The 13,938-nt window shown below is 67.7% G+C and carries 18 protein-coding genes, 2 tRNA genes and 1 pseudogene; 13 read left to right on the forward strand and 8 right to left on the reverse strand.

Annotated features, from left to right (window positions below):
• The first annotated feature begins 134 nt into the window (after positions 1-134).
• Genes NO889_RS12460 through NO889_RS12470 form a run of 3 tightly spaced genes read left to right on the forward strand, consistent with a single transcriptional unit; the run spans position 135 to position 2,727 of the window.
• Complete coding sequence (locus tag NO889_RS12460; protein WP_256412571.1) at positions 135-1,160, forward strand: ABC transporter substrate-binding protein; 1,026 nt, start codon at positions 135-137, stop codon at positions 1,158-1,160.
• A complete protein-coding gene (locus tag NO889_RS12465) occupies positions 1,160-1,972 on the forward strand; it encodes an ABC transporter permease (RefSeq protein WP_256412572.1) in 813 nt (270 codons plus the stop codon). The genes NO889_RS12460 and NO889_RS12465 overlap by 1 nt, the downstream gene beginning before the upstream one ends.
• The gene (locus tag NO889_RS12470; protein ID WP_256412573.1) at positions 1,960-2,727 is read left to right on the forward strand and encodes an ABC transporter ATP-binding protein; all 768 of its coding nucleotides are present in this window, start codon (positions 1,960-1,962) and stop codon (positions 2,725-2,727) included. The genes NO889_RS12465 and NO889_RS12470 overlap by 13 nt, the downstream gene beginning before the upstream one ends.
• 39 nt (positions 2,728-2,766) lie before the next feature.
• Here the strand turns inward: NO889_RS12470 and NO889_RS12475 are convergent, their stop codons facing one another.
• Entirely contained in the window at positions 2,767-2,934 is a 168-nt protein-coding gene (locus NO889_RS12475) for a hypothetical protein (protein ID WP_256412574.1), read from the reverse strand.
• 140 nt (positions 2,935-3,074) lie between these two features.
• Here NO889_RS12475 and NO889_RS12480 point away from each other — a divergent pair, with 140 nt between their 5' ends.
• Together NO889_RS12480 and NO889_RS12485 are read left to right on the forward strand one after the other, a co-directional pair.
• Positions 3,075-3,926 (forward strand): universal stress protein, encoded by an 852-nt coding sequence (locus tag NO889_RS12480; RefSeq protein ID WP_256412649.1) that lies wholly within the window; start codon positions 3,075-3,077, stop codon positions 3,924-3,926.
• 122 nt (positions 3,927-4,048) lie between these two features.
• A complete protein-coding gene (locus NO889_RS12485) occupies positions 4,049-4,447 on the forward strand; it encodes a helix-turn-helix domain-containing protein (protein WP_256412575.1) in 399 nt (132 codons plus the stop codon).
• 114 nt (positions 4,448-4,561) lie between these two features.
• On the opposite strand, the gene NO889_RS12490 is transcribed toward NO889_RS12485, so the two are convergent.
• Positions 4,562-4,768: a hypothetical protein gene (locus NO889_RS12490; protein WP_256412576.1), complete on the reverse strand. Its 207-nt coding sequence runs from the start codon at positions 4,766-4,768 to the stop codon at positions 4,562-4,564.
• Positions 4,769-4,958: 190 nt separating this feature from the next.
• On the opposite strand from NO889_RS12490, the gene NO889_RS12495 reads away from it, so the two are divergent.
• A complete protein-coding gene (locus tag NO889_RS12495) occupies positions 4,959-5,660 on the forward strand; it encodes a cyclase family protein (RefSeq protein ID WP_256412577.1) in 702 nt (233 codons plus the stop codon).
• 46 nt (positions 5,661-5,706) lie between these two features.
• On the opposite strand, the gene NO889_RS12500 is transcribed toward NO889_RS12495, so the two are convergent.
• Together NO889_RS12500 and NO889_RS12505 are read right to left on the reverse strand one after the other, a co-directional pair.
• Positions 5,707-6,072: a DsrE family protein gene (locus NO889_RS12500; protein ID WP_256412578.1), complete on the reverse strand. Its 366-nt coding sequence runs from the start codon at positions 6,070-6,072 to the stop codon at positions 5,707-5,709.
• 198 nt (positions 6,073-6,270) lie between these two features.
• Positions 6,271-6,495 carry a hypothetical protein gene (locus tag NO889_RS12505; protein WP_256412579.1) on the reverse strand — a complete coding sequence of 75 codons (225 nt, stop codon included), beginning with the start codon at positions 6,493-6,495 and terminating at the stop codon, positions 6,271-6,273.
• A gap of 404 nt (positions 6,496-6,899) precedes the next feature.
• Between NO889_RS12505 and NO889_RS12510 the strand changes: the two genes are divergently transcribed.
• The 5 genes from NO889_RS12510 to NO889_RS12530 all read left to right on the forward strand — a co-directional run bounded on the left by NO889_RS12510 (position 6,900) and on the right by NO889_RS12530 (position 10,373).
• Positions 6,900-7,061, forward strand: a complete 162-nt coding sequence (locus NO889_RS12510) for a DUF7512 family protein (RefSeq protein WP_256412580.1) — start codon at positions 6,900-6,902, stop codon at positions 7,059-7,061.
• Positions 7,058-8,149 (forward strand): sulfite exporter TauE/SafE family protein, encoded by a 1,092-nt coding sequence (locus tag NO889_RS12515; protein ID WP_256412581.1) that lies wholly within the window; start codon positions 7,058-7,060, stop codon positions 8,147-8,149. The genes NO889_RS12510 and NO889_RS12515 overlap by 4 nt, the downstream gene beginning before the upstream one ends.
• 96 nt (positions 8,150-8,245) lie before the next feature.
• Positions 8,246-8,590, forward strand: coding sequence for a thioredoxin (gene trxA / locus NO889_RS12520; protein WP_256412582.1), 345 nt, complete (start codon positions 8,246-8,248; stop codon positions 8,588-8,590).
• 28 nt (positions 8,591-8,618) lie between these two features.
• Positions 8,619-9,737: an aminotransferase class V-fold PLP-dependent enzyme gene (locus NO889_RS12525; RefSeq protein ID WP_256412583.1), complete on the forward strand. Its 1,119-nt coding sequence runs from the start codon at positions 8,619-8,621 to the stop codon at positions 9,735-9,737.
• 78 nt (positions 9,738-9,815) lie between these two features.
• Positions 9,816-10,373, forward strand: coding sequence for a class I SAM-dependent methyltransferase (locus tag NO889_RS12530; RefSeq protein ID WP_256412584.1), 558 nt, complete (start codon positions 9,816-9,818; stop codon positions 10,371-10,373).
• A gap of 54 nt (positions 10,374-10,427) precedes the next feature.
• Here the strand turns inward: NO889_RS12530 and NO889_RS12535 are convergent.
• From NO889_RS12535 to NO889_RS12550, 4 genes and pseudogenes are all read right to left on the reverse strand, one after another.
• Positions 10,428-10,712 (reverse strand): annotated as a pseudogene (locus NO889_RS12535) (type II toxin-antitoxin system RelE family toxin).
• Positions 10,705-10,986 (reverse strand): ribbon-helix-helix domain-containing protein, encoded by a 282-nt coding sequence (locus NO889_RS12540; RefSeq protein WP_256412585.1) that lies wholly within the window; start codon positions 10,984-10,986, stop codon positions 10,705-10,707. Before NO889_RS12540 ends, NO889_RS12535 begins: the two are co-directional and overlap by 8 nt.
• A gap of 357 nt (positions 10,987-11,343) precedes the next feature.
• Positions 11,344-11,415, reverse strand: a tRNA-Thr gene (locus tag NO889_RS12545).
• Positions 11,416-11,488: 73 nt separating this feature from the next.
• Positions 11,489-12,154: a DUF7114 family protein gene (locus NO889_RS12550; protein WP_256412586.1), complete on the reverse strand. Its 666-nt coding sequence runs from the start codon at positions 12,152-12,154 to the stop codon at positions 11,489-11,491.
• A gap of 217 nt (positions 12,155-12,371) precedes the next feature.
• Here NO889_RS12550 and NO889_RS12555 point away from each other — a divergent pair.
• Both NO889_RS12555 and NO889_RS12560 read left to right on the forward strand, forming a co-directional pair.
• Positions 12,372-12,442: transfer RNA gene (locus tag NO889_RS12555), tRNA-Gly, on the forward strand.
• A gap of 306 nt (positions 12,443-12,748) precedes the next feature.
• On the forward strand, positions 12,749-13,927 hold the full coding sequence (locus NO889_RS12560) for an inorganic phosphate transporter (protein WP_256412587.1): 1,179 nt from the start codon (positions 12,749-12,751) through the stop codon (positions 13,925-13,927).
• The last annotated feature ends 11 nt before the right edge of the window (positions 13,928-13,938 follow it).

The raw sequence follows: 13,938 nt of genomic DNA on the forward strand, positions 1-13,938 counted from the left end.
ACCGACGAGGCGATCGGTGGATACCCCGATCGAGCGGCGTCTCCCGTCCGATATCGGCGCACGGTGGCGTCGGCGGTACGGTCGGCGATTGCTGGTGGCGCGAGGGTATTGATCCCCGATCCCCTTGGATCGACATGAACCAGCGAAACGCGGGAGGCTCGCGGCGGTCGTTTCTGGCGGCCGCGGGTGGAACGGCGACGGTCGGGTTCGCCGGATGTCTCGGCGGCGACGGCGGCGGACTCGACGAGTTGACCGTCGCGCACATGCCGATCTACCCGGACCTCCAGTGGTACGTGATGGAGGGGGAGGGGTATCTCGAGGGGATCGACGCCGAGGTCACCGGCGAGGAGTTCACCGACGGCCCGGCGATCGTCCAGGCGTTCGGGGGCGGCGACATCGACGTCGCGATGTTCGGGATCGTGCCCGCGATGATCGTCATCGACCGCGGGATCCCCGCGCAGGTGACCGCGGCGAACATCCGCGAGCCGATGGGGATCATGGCCGAGTCATCGTTCCACGACGTCTTCGAGGCACAGGGCGCGGAGGCGTTCGCGACGTGGGCGGCGGAGAACGACCGTCCCTTCCGGTTCGGCACGTTCCCGCAGGGGAGCGTGCCGGACGTGCTGCTGCGGTACTGGCTCCGGGAGGTCGGCGTCGACCCCGAGACGAACGACGACGTCGAGATCATCGAGATCGGCGGCGCGAGCGCGGTCTGGCAGGCGATCGCCAACGACGAGATCGACGGCACCTCGATCATGGAGCCGGTGCCGACGATCGCGGAGGCGGAGGGGTCGTCCGTCACGATGCTCCGGACCGCCGCGGAGATACTCCCCGGCCAGCCGGCCGCGGTCACCCTGATGAGCGACGAGGTCCGCGAGTCGCCGCTCGCCGCGCAGTTCCTCGAGGGACACGTCCGCGCCACCGAGCTCATCGGCGCGGAGCCGGACGTGACCGCCAGACACGTCGAGGAGGGCATCGGGATGCCCGCCGACCGCGCCCGGCGCGCGCTCGACTCGCCGCTGTCGAACTTCGTCACGGACCCCGCCGAGATCACCGAGGCGACGCCGGTGTTCTCCGAGTTCGCGGCGGACGACGGCCAGATCGACGAACGGCTCTCGACCGACGAGATCTTCGATCTCGGGGTCTACGACTCGCTCTGATGGCCGCCGACACCTCTGGACGGCTCGACGGGAGGGACGACGCAGGGGTGTACGCCGTCCTCGGACTCGCCGATCCGACGCGGCTGCTCCGCGGCGTCGCGGGGGTCGCCGGCTTCCTCGGGCTCTGGTATCTCGTCTCGCTCACGCAGCCGGCGTACGTGTTGCCCTCGCCCGCGGCGGTGGGGGTCCGGTTCCTCGAGGAGCTCGCCGCGGGCACGATGACCGCGGCGCTGGCGTCGAGCGTCCGTCACTGGCTGCCCGGTACGGTGGTCGGGACCGGGCTCGGCGTCGGGGCGGGCGTCGCCTTCGCCTGGAGTGTGACCCTCGACGACGTGACCGCGCCGCTCGTTCGGACCCTGCGACCGGTTCCGCCGCTCGCGCTGATCGGGTTCGCGATCGCGTGGTTCGGGATCAACGACGCGGGCGCGGCGTTCATCATCGCCGTCGGCGCGTTCTGGATCAACTTCTACGCGGCCTACGGCGCGGTCGAGGGCGTCTCCGAGGACCTCCTCGACGTGGGGCGGACGCTCGGGGTGCGCGGCGACCTCGACATGATCCGGTCGGTCGTCCTCCCGGCCGCGCTGCCGGGGATCACGACCGGGATCCGGACCGGGCTCGGACGGTGCTGGATGCTCGTGGTCGCCGCCGAGATCTTCGGCGTGCCGGGCGTCGGGAGGGAGATACTGCGCGCGAGCAACAACCTGCTCGTCGACAAGGTGATCGCGTACATCCTCGTGTTGAGCCTGATGTACCTCCTCGTCGACGTGGCGTTCCGCTCGGCCCAACGGCGGGTGTTGGTATGGCAGGCGTAAGTGACGACTCCGGCGTCGTCGTCGACCGGGTGGGTAAGACCTACGACGGCGACGGCGACCCGGTCCGCGCGCTCGACGACGTCTCCTTTTCAGTCGAGGGGGGAGAGTTCGTCTGTCTCGTCGGTCCCTCCGGCTGTGGAAAGACGACCCTGTTCCGGGTCATCGCCGGGCTCGCCGACGCCACGGACGGCGAGGTCCGGCTCGACGGGACGCCGGTGACGGGTCCGACGACCGACATGGGCGTCGTCTTCCAGGAGTACCACCTGTTCCCGTGGCTCACCGTCGAGGAGAACGTCGGGTTCGGGCTCGAACGGAGCGACCGGTCGGCCGACGAACGCGCGGCGCGGGTCGACGAGATGCTCGACCTCGTCGGGCTAGGCGAGTTCCGCGGGTCGTATCCGAAGTCGCTGTCGGGCGGAATGAAACAGCGCGTCGCCATCGCGCGGGCGCTCGCGGTCGACCCGGACCTCCTGTTAATGGACGAGCCGTTCGGCGCGGTCGACGCGCAGACCCGCGAGATGCTCCAACGCGAGCTGCTCGACGTGTGGGCGTCGACGGGGAAGACCGTCCTCTTCGTCACCCACGACGTCGCCGAGGCGGTGACGCTCGCCGACCGGATCGTGGTGATGGCCGCCGAGCCGGGACGCGTCCGCGAGGTCGTCGACGTGGACGTCGACCGGCCGCGCGAGCGCGGCGATCCGGCCTTCGGCGAACGCGTCGCCCGCGTGCGGGAGCTGATCGGCGCACGTCCCTGACCCGGTCGGTGATCCGCTCGCCGAGCCGCGCTCGCTCTCTCATCGATCCCCTTCGAGGGCGTCCCGCAGGTCGTCGGCGTGGCTCCGGAGCACCGAGACGGTCGCGTCGGCGTCGGCGTATCCCTGATCGTACTGGTCGAACGCCGCGTCCGCGTCCTCGAGGAAGCGGTCGACCGCCTCCGCGAGGGCAGTCTCGTCGTCGGTCATGCCCGAGAACACGCCCGCCGCCGGGTATATCCCCCGATACCGTTCGACCGCGGGTTTTATCTCCGAGCGAGAGTATTGTGCGATATGGAGAATACCGTGTGGCCGAGAGGGTCGGCGGACCGGGGACGGGGGCGGGACCGATGAGCGGGAAGTCGGCCGTGCTCGCGACGGACCTCTCGACGGCGAGCGAGACGATGATCGAGTCGGAGACGGGGTTGAACTGCCTCTCGCGGATCGGCGTCGACCGGATCCACCTCGTGACGGTGGTCCCCTCCAACGTCCACTCCGGGATGCCGGGGATCGACTTCGAGAAACGGCGAAAGCGCGGGCTTCGCCGCTACCGGGAGACGGTCGAGGCCGCCGGGTTCGACGTCGAGACGCACGTCGTTCGGGGGACGCCGCACCGTCGGATCAACGGGATCGCGGGCGCGGTCGGCGCGGACCTGATCCTCGTCGGTTCTCGCGGGAAGAGCCCGCTCGAGAACCGCGTCATCGGATCGACGGCGCGGAACCTCGCCCGGACCACGGTGGCGCCGCTGCTCGTCGACCGGATCGAGCGCGGCGTCGACGACCCCGAGACGGTGCGACGACACCTGTTCAAGCGGACGCTCCTCGCCACCGACTTCTCGGAGAACGCCGAACGGGCCTTCGAGACGTTCGAGTACCTCCGACACGCGACCGAGGAGGTCACGCTGGTCCACGTGCGCTCGCCGAAGGACGACACCGGCGACGAGGGCGACGTGGAAGCGCGGCTCGGCGAGCTCGAGGATCGGCTCGACGCGTGGGGACTCGACTCCCGGACCGACGTCAGACGCGGGGATCCGGCGGCGGAGATCCTCGCCGCGGAGCGCGAACACGAGCCGAGCACGCTGCTCCTCGGATCGCGCGGCCGGAGCCGTCTGCGGCGGCTGCTTTTGGGCAGCGTGAGCGAGGAGGTCGTCGTGAACGCGGCCGGCAACGTCTTCTTGGTGCCGCCGCCGCGGTCGGCTTGAACTCCCGGCCGAACGTTCGGCCGGAGAACGGAACATCGACGGGTTCGATCCCTCCTCGCACGGAATTGTGTGTTCTATACACAAGCCTTTTAGGCGCACGGGCCGTACTCGCAGGTAATATCATGCCAGATTCGTTGGCCGAACAGCTCCGGAGCGACATGGAGTGTGAGGGGTTACTGGAGTGTTTTCACGGGCTCAAACCGCTGGACCGGGAGTGCTTCCAGGTGCTCGTCGAGAGCGAGGAGCCGCTGACGATAGACGAGATCGGCGAGGCCGTCGACCGGGAGCGATCGACCGCCTACCGCGCGGTCCAGCGGCTCCTCCAGACCGGCTTCATCAGTAAAGAGCAGATCAACTACGACCAGGGCGGCTACTACCACGTCTACCAGCCGACCGATCCCGAGAAGATCTCGGGGGAGATGCAGCGGATGTTGAACGACTGGTACGCGAAGATGGGCCAGCTCATCCAGGAGTTCGAGGACAAGTACGAGAGCGCCGAGTCGGCGACCGCCTCGAGCTGATCCGACCCGCGCCGGATCGAACCGGTCCACCCCCGAGTCGCTTTTTTTCGTCGACTTCGTTAGGATCCTCGAGCGGGTGAGACGGGTCGACTCGGTTCGCTCAGTACAGGCCATTCATGTTGTAGCGCTGTCGAATGCCTTGTCCAAAATCGGAGTGATAACCACGAATCCGATGAAGATCGCAATAACGTAGGAACTGAATTCGAAACCAATCGTGACTGGGTCAGAAAAACCGCTAGTATAGGCGTTGTAGAGCGTGAATATGGCCGCAGCAACGACGGCGTTTGGAAGGTGATCGGAGAGCAACGTTCGTAACTCCATACTGAGATTGTTCGGCGAATCTTCAAATTCGTATCGGTTAGGACGTAGTTACCCGAGAGTGAATACGAGCAGTATACACCGTTCAGCGACCAAGCGTTTCGGACGGGAACGTATCCGTACGGCGGACGACGGTTCAACGAACCCACACGGTCGGGGACAGGATTATACGAGACGTACCGGGACGTGAACCATGACGCTGTACGACTGTACACACCGGATCGAGACCGGAATGCCGACGTATCCCGACGATCCGGACGTGTCGTGTTCGCCCCACGCGACCCACGAGGCGGACGGGTACGAGGTCACCGCCCTCGAACTGGGGAGCCACGCCGGGACGCACGTCGACGCCCCGCGCCACACCGAGCCCGACGGGCTGACGCTCGGGGCGTACGCCGTCGACGAGTTCCGGTTCGACGCGCGCCTCGTCGACTGTCGCGGCGTCGGCGCACGCGAGGCGATCCCGCCGGACGCGGTTCCCGAGACCGACGCGGAGCTGCTGGCGTTTCGGACCGGCTGGGACGACCACTGGGGGACCGACCGGTACCTCGACCATCCCTACCTGGCTCCCGCGACGGCCAGACGCTGCGTCGACGCCGGCCACCACGTGGCCACCGACACGCTCAACCCGGACCCGACGCCGACCGAGCGCGCGAGTCCGGACGAGCCCTCGGGCGTGCCGGCCCACCGCGCGCTGCTCGGCGCGGAGCGGTTCGTCATCGAGAACCTGACCGGCCTCGAGCGGCTCCCCGAACGGGTCATCCTCCACGCCTACCCGTTGGCCATCGACGCCGACGGCGCACCGATCCGGGCGGTCGCGGAAACCGACGCGGACCGAGAGCCCGACGTGGACCGGGAGGTCGACGCGGACCGGGACGGTCCCGACGACGCGTGATCGGGACCCGATCGGACGGATCGTGAGAACCGACGTCGACGGCGACTCACCCGACGGTGAGGACCCGATCGGACGTCGTCACGACCTCGAGGAGGTCGCTCATCGTCGAGATCGGGCAGACCTCGCTTCCGTCCCGCTTCCGTATCTCCAGACACGTTCCACAGGCGAGCAGCTCCCCGCCGGCGTCGTCGAACGCCTCCATGCGCTCGCGCACGTCGAACCCGTCGCCCGTGATCTCGTCGTCCGTGATCTCCTCGGTCTCGACGCCCTCGCCGAGAAGGAACACCGAGACGTCCAGTCCGTCCTCGAGTGCGGTGATCCCGAGCCGAAACGCGTTCCACGCCCGCTCGGGGTCGGCGGTCTCGAGGACGATACCCAACTGCTCCACGTCGTCGTCCAGCGTGTCGGACATGTGTGTTTTATACTCCCAATATTAAATAATACTGTCGTCACGCGAGGCCAATACCCTGAAATCGAACCGGCTCGTGTCCGGATCGACTCGTCGGCCCGCGGCTCAACGAGGACGTGGCTCAACGAGGACGTGGCTCAACGAGGACGTGGCTCAACGAGGACGTGGCTCAACGAGGACGTGGCTCAACGAGAACGTGGCTCAGCGGCGGCGGAGCGCGTACGCCGCGTAGCCGACCGCGGCGAGCAGCCCGGTGAAGAGCAGGCTTCCGGTCGCGGCTGGCGTGGCCGTGACGTACTCGCCGAACGGGTCGGTGAGCGCGATCACGCCCACGGTGAGGCCGACCCCGATCAGGATCGTCACCGCGCCGAACGCTTTGAACGCCGCGTCGAGGTCGATACGTGGAGAACGCGATGAGTGACTCATACCTCCATATACGCGTTCGGTACATAAATGACCGGGTGTGGATTCTCACGTGCGGAGAACACGTCGGCGTGAAATCAGGATGGTTGTGTAGAGAGATCCCACGGAAAAACTCACGCGAGATGGGCCGGTGAGATGCTGCGATCGCCGGTCGGGATCCAGTCACGGGACTGATCACGAGCGGTCGGGACGGATCGGCTCCCGATCCGAGGATCGTCGCTTTCGGCTTGGGTCTCCGAAAATAATATCCGTACGTTATCCATCGTTCCCCGTCTCTCACGCGAATATAGTATTGTATAACTAACCCAAAACCGTTATATCTCCCTGCCGGCTACCTTCGGGTACATGACCGACATCGATCGGCCGACTCGGAACGGGACGCGGGCGGCGCGAGACGGGGGGAGCCGATGACCGGTGCCGGGCTCCTCGCGGGCGCGTCGCCGTCGGTACAGGCACTGGCGGTGATCGGGATCGTCCTCCTCGAGGCGATCGCCCTCTACGTCGGGTACGGGGCCGTCGAGAAGACGGTCGGGCCGGCCGTCCTGGATCGGCTCGCGAACGGGAGATGATCGGCTCGCTCGCAACGACCGAACTCCTCGGTCTCGGCCCGGAGATCTTCGGCCTGTTCGTCGCCTTCGGCTTCATGGTGGGCGTGTTCTTCGGGTTCTTCGGGATGGGGGGGTCGTTCCTCGTGACGCCCGCGCTGTTGATCCTGGGGTACCCGGCCCCGGTCGCCATCGGCAGCTCGATGGCGTTCGTGTTCGGGACCGCCGCGATCGCGACCATGAAACATCACGACGCCGGGCAGGTCGACTACAAGCTCGGCGCGCTGATGTTCGTCGGGATCACCGTCGGCATCGAGCTCGGGAGCCGACTCGTCTTCGGCCTCGAAGTGTTGGGGATCGCGAACGTCGTCGTCGGCGTCGCGTACGTGCTTCTGCTGGCGGCGATCGGCGTGTTGTTCACGCGGAGCGCGCTCGATACCGAGGACGACGACACGGATGCCGACGGCGACGAGAACGACGGCGTCGACGACGGAAGCGGCGACGTCGACGACGAGAGTGCGGACGACGAGGTCCCGGCGATCGCCCGGAAGATCCAGTCGTACGAGATACCGCCGATGATGACCCTCGCGGACGGCAGCCGGGCGTCGCTGTGGACGATCTCCGGAGTCGGCGGCGGCGTCGGACTCGTCTCCGGCTTCCTCGGGGTCGGCGGCGGGTTCGTCAGGATGCCGGCGATCTACTACGTGATCGGCACGTCGCTCGCGGCCGCGGTCGGGACGAGCCTCTTCGGCGGGCTCATGTCCGGAGCGGTGGGCGCGTTCACCTACGGCCGCGCGGGCGTGATCGACCTCGGGATCGTCACGGCGCTGCTCGTGGGCAGCGCGCTCGGCGCACGGATCGGCTCGAGCGCGACCGCCTACGTCGACGAGGAGGACGTGACGATCTACTTCGGGCTCATGCTGCTCGTCGCCAGCGCCGCGGTAGGGATCGGCGAGCTCTCCGCGTGGCTCGCGATGCCGATCCTCGACCGGCTCAGCTTCGTCCTGTTGATCGGGTCCGCGCTGCTCGTCTGTACGATGATCCTCTATCACGGTGCGCTCGCGGTGCGACGGACCCGCGGCGTCCCCGGCTCGGCCCAGCGAGGCGAGTGAGCGGCCCGTCCGGCGGCAAACCGTTCTCCCCCCAGGACGGAGTATTGTATCGAGCATCCAAAACCGTTATGAGCGTGGGGTGCGTATCTCTCGGTGATGACACAAACCAGCGAATCCGTGCCGACCGAACCCGTCGGGCTCGAGGAGGCGGCCGACTTCGACGACCGCGTCGCCGAACACGACGTCGTGCTCGTGGACTTCTACGCCGACTGGTGTGGGCCGTGCCAGATGATGGAGCCGGCGGTCGAGGCCGTCGCGGCCGAGACGGACGCGGCGGTCCTCAAGGTCGACGTCGATCGGCACCAGGGACTCGCCGGCGAGTACGGCGTCCAGGGAATTCCGACGCTCCTGGTGTTCGCCGACGGGGAAGTCGCCGACCGGATGGTCGGCGCGCAGACCGAGGACGCCCTCCGGGAGGCCGTCTCCGGCCGTCTCGAGTGATGTACGGCTCGACGCGGAGGCCGCGGGCATGACGCCGCGAGAGCTGCGGGCTGACGTTCCGGCGCTGGACGAGGACACCGCGTACCTCAACTACGGCGCGCACGGACCGAGCCCGAAGTACGTCGTCGACGCCGCCGCCGACTTCCTCGCCGACCACGAGTACGACCCGACCGGGACCGATCCGTACGAGCGTGCGTTCGGGACCTACGAGACGGTCCGCGAGCGGATCGCCGACTTCCTCGGGGCCGACGCCGAGGAGATAGCCCTGACGGAGAGCACGACCGACGGGATCGCGCGGATCGCGGCCGCGATCGACTGGGAGCCCGGCGACGTCGTCGTCCGGACCGACCTCGAACACCCGGCGGGCGTCCTCCCCTGGCGGCAGCTCGAGGAGGAGGTCGGAATCGAGGTCCGCGTCGTCGAGACCGAGGGCGGCCGGATCGACCGTGACGCCTTCGCCGACGCGGTCGCCGACGCGCGGCTCGCCTGTTTCAGCGCGATCACCTGGACGCATGGCACGCGCCTGCCCGTCCGGGACCTCGTCGAGGTCGCGAACGACGCTGGCGCGTTCACGCTCGTCGACGCGGTCCAGTCGCCGGGGCAGGTCCCCGTCGACCTCCACGCGTGGGGCGCGGACGCGGTCGCGGGTGCCGGCCACAAGTGGCTGCTCGGGCCGTGGGGGGCGGGCTTCCTCTACGTCGACCGCGCGGTCGCCGAGGAGATGACGCCGAGTTCCGTCGGCTACCGCGGGGTGGAGACGCCCACCGCTCACGACATCGAGTACGCGCCCGGCGCGAAGCGCTTCGAGGTCGGCACCACGACGCCGGCGGCACACGTCGGGCTGCTCGAGGGGATCGACGCGATCGAATCGATCGGCCTCGACGCGGTCACGGACCGGATCGCGGACCTCACCGATCGCCTGAAGGCGGGGCTCGACGAGGAGCGGCTGCTGAGCCCGAGCGAGTACGAGACCGGGCTCGTCACCGTCGACGTCGCGGAGCCGGAGGCGACCGTCGAGCGCCTCCTCGATCGGGGGATCGTCATCCGGGACCTCCCGCACCCGGACGCGGTCCGCGTGTCGGTCCACGCGGTCTCGACGGAGCGGGAGATCGACGACGTCGTCGAGGCGCTTTCCGGGGAGCCGTAGGCGTCGACGGGACGACCGCCGTCCCATAGACGAAGCCGGGATCGACCGATTTTTGCGCGGTCGACACAATACAGCCGTATGGGATTTCACACGTTCGACGCCGACCGGGCGGCGAAGCTGGAAGACCCCGAGCGCTACGCCTGGGTCTCCCGCGAGGAGCTGGTCGACGCGGTCGATCCCGCACCGAACGGGACGGTCGTCGACCTGGGCAGCGGTACGGGCTTTTACACCGACGACGTCGCCCCCCACGCCGGGACGGTGTACGGCGTCGACGTTCAAGCGGAGATGAACGATCGCTACCGCGAGAAGGGACTTCCCGAGAACGTCGAGCTCGTCGAAAGCGACGTGGCCGATCTGCCGTTCGACGCGGGTGCGCTCGACGCCGCCTTCTCGACGATGACGTTCCACGAGTTCGCCGACGACGACGCGGTCGCCGAGCTCGGTCGGGTGCTTCGGACCGACGGCCGGCTCGCCGTCTTCGACTGGTCGGCCGACGGGAGCGGCGAGGACGGACCGCCGACCGGGGAGCGGTACGGCCTGGCGGACGCGACCGCGATGCTGGAGGCGGCCGGCTTCGATGTCGTCCACGGGACGACCCGCACGGAGACGTTCGCGGTCGTCGCGCTGGCGCCGTAGGGAGACGAACGAATCCGCTACCCGTCCCTCGCCGCATCGAGGGGTTTTCGTCACTTAGTCGTCGTCAGCGGTGTACGCGCCGCCCCGACGCTTGATACGTGCGACGACGAGCCGCCCGTCGTCCTGCCGGAAGCTCACGGAGAGCCGAAACTCCCCGACGCGTATCTTCTTGTACGGGCTGTTCTGGAGCGGCTCGCCGTAGTCCGGCGGGTCGCGCCACGGCGAGGAGACGATTTCGTCGAGCTTGTCGAGTATCCGGTCTTGGTCGGCGGGGGATAGTCCGTCGAGGTCGTCTTCGGCCGTCGAGGAGAGTTCCCACGTCTACCCGTCGTCACTCATCGCTCGTGCCGAACCGCTCGCGGGCCTCCTCGGCGCTCGTCGTCCGTCCCTCGCGGATGTCCTCCTCGGCTTCGAGCAGGGCGACGAGTTCGTCGCGGTCGAACGTCGGGAACTCGACGGCGTCCCGAAGCGTGTACCGGATGAACTCGCTCCGACTGTTGAACCCGCGTCCCTGCCACGTATCGTCTACCTGTTCGAGGAACGACTCGGTGAGTTTGAAGTTCACCGTGGCGATGTCGTCCTCGCCGTCGTCGTTTGTGGCCGCTTCGGACATATAGACGTAATACGCTGGTCTTACCAATAGTCGTTTCGGCGGAGGCTCACTCACCGCGTAACCGACGTGGATAGCCGCATCGAGGGGATTTTTATATCACATTCTTGACTACGTTTCATCCCTCTCTCTGTGAGCGCGGATTAGCGAAATCAAGAGTGTCCCTGAGGGGACGCGCCCTCGGTCGATTTCTGGTCTATCCCGCCGCTGTCTGTGTGTTTGTTTATGTGTACTGACACTTCATCGAATCGCAGTACGGCGAGGGATGCCCTGTTTAGCGCGAGACGCGAATCTTGAACGGGATTCGTTCAGACGAGCGTAGCCGGAACAGTCTGCGCACAAGAAGTGTACGGCAGAAAGAGCCTAGGCCGGGATTTGAACCCGGGGTCTCGTCCTTACCAAGGACGCGCTTTACCGCTAAGCTACCCAGGCGCGCAATACGTCGTTGACCGGAACCGACTTTAGGGGTTTCGATCCACACCGTCCGTGTCGTCGGATTCCACGGCTATCGGTCGGTCGCGCTCACGGCCCGGTCGGAGATGTCGGCGATGCGGTCGGCAGTCGCCTCGGGCAGCGCCCGCCCCGGTGGTGGGAACTCCCGGTCGCAGTCGGCGGCGAGTTCGCGGGCGTACTCGAGCAGCTCCGCCGGCGGATCGCCGCCGACCGCGGTGGTGCCCGCGACGACCGCGAGCTCGAGCGCGTCCACTTCCAGGTTCCGGTCGAGCGCCGTCGCCTCGGCGGGATCGAGTCCCTCCTCCGCGCGTCGGGTCTGGTCGCGGCCGAACGCGCGCACGACCTCGACGGCCGCGGCCGCCGCGCCGGTGTGTGCCAGAAGCGAGAACCCGCGGGAGACGAGCACGTCCGCGGCGAGCACGTCCATGTCGGCGTCGATGTCGGACTCGCGGGTGGCGGCGGTCGCCCACGGCTCCTCGTGAGCGAGCCACCGGGTGAGTCGGAGCCCCTCGTAGATGAGTTGGACGCCGGCGGCCCGGTCGACGACCCCCTCGAGGTCGACGTCGGGGTCGAGCGCGCGGGCGGTGACGAGCGAGAGGACACCGGGGGTTACCGCGGCGTCGGCGAGCCGGTCGTCGAGGGTTTCACGGAGGCGTTCGGGCTCGACGTTCGCGAGCGCCTCGCGTGCGGCATCACGCGCCCGCGCGACATCGTCCATTACCGATCCGTTCGGTAGGCAAGGGCAAAGACCTTTGGAAACCGCCCACGCGACGGCGACGATCCGGGTCACAGCCCGCCCGATCGACCTGCTCCCCCGCCCTTCCATCGTCGAACGCCCGTCCGACCGTTTCGGGAGCGAACCGGGGACGATCCGCGTGCCGTCTCGATGTGACAGATTTAAATATCCGACCCGACCATCCTCTATTGCGAAGCACGCACCGGTAGTGTAGTGGTATCACGCAACCTTGCCATGGTTGCAACCCGAGTTCAAATCTCGGCCGGTGCACTCCCTTCGGTCGTGCACCCGCCTGACTCCCGCGAGTGAAACGAGCGGGAGTCTCGGCCGGTGCTTTCTGTGAACAAGTGAGCGAGATACGCCGAGAGATTTGAACGCTATCAGTCGTGCGGCGAGCGGAGCGAGGTGTGAGCGAAGCGAACGTCTGGCGTCGCTCGCGACGATCTCGATCAGTGCGGTTTTCGATCGACTCCAACGGCCGAGACGGGCGTTTCACGCTCACGTCCGCACCGTTTCGGCGGCGTATCTTTCCGGGAAACGGACGGCTTAACCGTGAGAATACACTCCGATCGGTATATGGTCGAACTTCTTCTCGTCGTCGGGTTAGCGGTCACGGTGTTCGTCGGATACAACGTCGGGGGCTCGACGACGGGGCCGGCGTTCGGTCCCGCCGTCGGTTCCGGCGTCCTCTCGAAGGTCGGAGCCGCGGCGCTCATGTCGGTCTTCTTCTTCATCGGTGCGGGAACGCTCGGCCGGCGCGTCGTCGACACGCTGGGACGGGAACTCGTCACGCGCGGTGACGTGTTCACCCTCGAGACGAGCATCGTCGTGCTGTTTTTCATCGGCGGGGCGCTCTTCGTCGGCAACTACTACGGTGTTCCGGCGTCGACGTCGATGACGGCGGTGGGCGCGATAGCCGGCCTCGGCGTCGCGACCGGCAGCCTCGACTGGGGCGTGATGGGCGAGATCGCGGTCTGGTGGATCGTCGCGCCGATCATCGGATTCTGGGTCTCGGGCGTCATCGGCCGGTACTTCTACCCGCGGATCAACCAGTGGATCGCGATCGAGAGCACCGACGGTCCGCTCCTCGAGTTCGACCAGTCGGGGACCGTTCCGCGTCCCGGCCTCGGACCGGAGACGACGCGCCGGGAGGTCGGCGGCGCGATCATCGTCGTCGCCATCGGCTGTCTGATGGCGTTCTCCTCGGGAACCTCGAACATCGCGAACGCGATCGCACCGCTCGTCGGCGCGGGCGTCGTCGAGATGAACCCCATGATCCTTCTCGGGAGCGCCGCGGTCGCGGTCGGCGCGTTCACCATCGCACGGCGTACGCTCGACACCCTCGGCAACGACATCACCGACCTCCCGCTCACCGCGGCGATCGTCGTCGCCGTCGTCTCCTCGGGGATCGTCGTCGGCCTCTCGGCCATCGGGATCCCCGCGTCGTTCGTCATCATCGCGACGATGTCGATCGTCGGACTCGGATGGGGCCGCGCGACCCGGACGGTCACCGTCGGCGAGGGGATCCGCGGCGGCGGGGAGACGAACGTCTCCGTCGGCGCGCTGAAGGCCGACGAACCCGGCGACGAGCCCGAGGGGATCGGCGAGGAGGACCCCGCGGACATCCCGGCGGCGGCGGACCTGTTCAACCCGTCGACGACCGCCCGGATCGTCGTCCTACAGAACGTCGTCCCGCTGCTCTCGACGCTCGGCGCGCTCGCCGCCTTCGGACTCCTCTTCCGGTTCGTCTGGTGAGGCCGAATGCG

It is taken from the genome of Halorubrum rubrum, from assembly GCF_024494685.1.
Taxonomy (GTDB): Archaea; Halobacteriota; Halobacteria; order Halobacteriales; family Haloferacaceae; genus Halorubrum; species Halorubrum rubrum.

Excerpts from the sequence above, each read along its gene's own strand:
- NO889_RS12560 (WP_256412587.1), top strand. The coding sequence starts at position 12,749 with ATGGTCGAACTTCTTCTCGTCGTCGGGTTAGCGGTCACGGTGTTCGTC.
- NO889_RS12515 (WP_256412581.1), top strand. The coding sequence starts at position 7,058 with ATGATCGGCTCGCTCGCAACGACCGAACTCCTCGGTCTCGGCCCGGAG.
- NO889_RS12550 (WP_256412586.1), bottom strand. The coding sequence starts at position 12,154 with ATGGACGATGTCGCGCGGGCGCGTGATGCCGCACGCGAGGCGCTCGCG.
- NO889_RS12540 (WP_256412585.1), bottom strand. The coding sequence starts at position 10,986 with ATGTCCGAAGCGGCCACAAACGACGACGGCGAGGACGACATCGCCACG.
- NO889_RS12500 (WP_256412578.1), bottom strand. The coding sequence starts at position 6,072 with ATGTCCGACACGCTGGACGACGACGTGGAGCAGTTGGGTATCGTCCTC.
- NO889_RS12505 (WP_256412579.1), bottom strand. The coding sequence starts at position 6,495 with ATGAGTCACTCATCGCGTTCTCCACGTATCGACCTCGACGCGGCGTTC.
- NO889_RS12470 (WP_256412573.1), top strand. The coding sequence starts at position 1,960 with ATGGCAGGCGTAAGTGACGACTCCGGCGTCGTCGTCGACCGGGTGGGT.
- NO889_RS12495 (WP_256412577.1), top strand. The coding sequence starts at position 4,959 with ATGACGCTGTACGACTGTACACACCGGATCGAGACCGGAATGCCGACG.
- trxA (WP_256412582.1), top strand. The coding sequence starts at position 8,246 with ATGACACAAACCAGCGAATCCGTGCCGACCGAACCCGTCGGGCTCGAG.
- NO889_RS12475 (WP_256412574.1), bottom strand. The coding sequence starts at position 2,934 with ATGACCGACGACGAGACTGCCCTCGCGGAGGCGGTCGACCGCTTCCTC.
- NO889_RS12530 (WP_256412584.1), top strand. The coding sequence starts at position 9,816 with ATGGGATTTCACACGTTCGACGCCGACCGGGCGGCGAAGCTGGAAGAC.
- NO889_RS12490 (WP_256412576.1), bottom strand. The coding sequence starts at position 4,768 with ATGGAGTTACGAACGTTGCTCTCCGATCACCTTCCAAACGCCGTCGTT.
- NO889_RS12485 (WP_256412575.1), top strand. The coding sequence starts at position 4,049 with ATGCCAGATTCGTTGGCCGAACAGCTCCGGAGCGACATGGAGTGTGAG.
- NO889_RS12460 (WP_256412571.1), top strand. The coding sequence starts at position 135 with ATGAACCAGCGAAACGCGGGAGGCTCGCGGCGGTCGTTTCTGGCGGCC.
- NO889_RS12480 (WP_256412649.1), top strand. The coding sequence starts at position 3,075 with ATGAGCGGGAAGTCGGCCGTGCTCGCGACGGACCTCTCGACGGCGAGC.
- NO889_RS12510 (WP_256412580.1), top strand. The coding sequence starts at position 6,900 with ATGACCGGTGCCGGGCTCCTCGCGGGCGCGTCGCCGTCGGTACAGGCA.
- NO889_RS12525 (WP_256412583.1), top strand. The coding sequence starts at position 8,619 with ATGACGCCGCGAGAGCTGCGGGCTGACGTTCCGGCGCTGGACGAGGAC.
- NO889_RS12465 (WP_256412572.1), top strand. The coding sequence starts at position 1,160 with ATGGCCGCCGACACCTCTGGACGGCTCGACGGGAGGGACGACGCAGGG.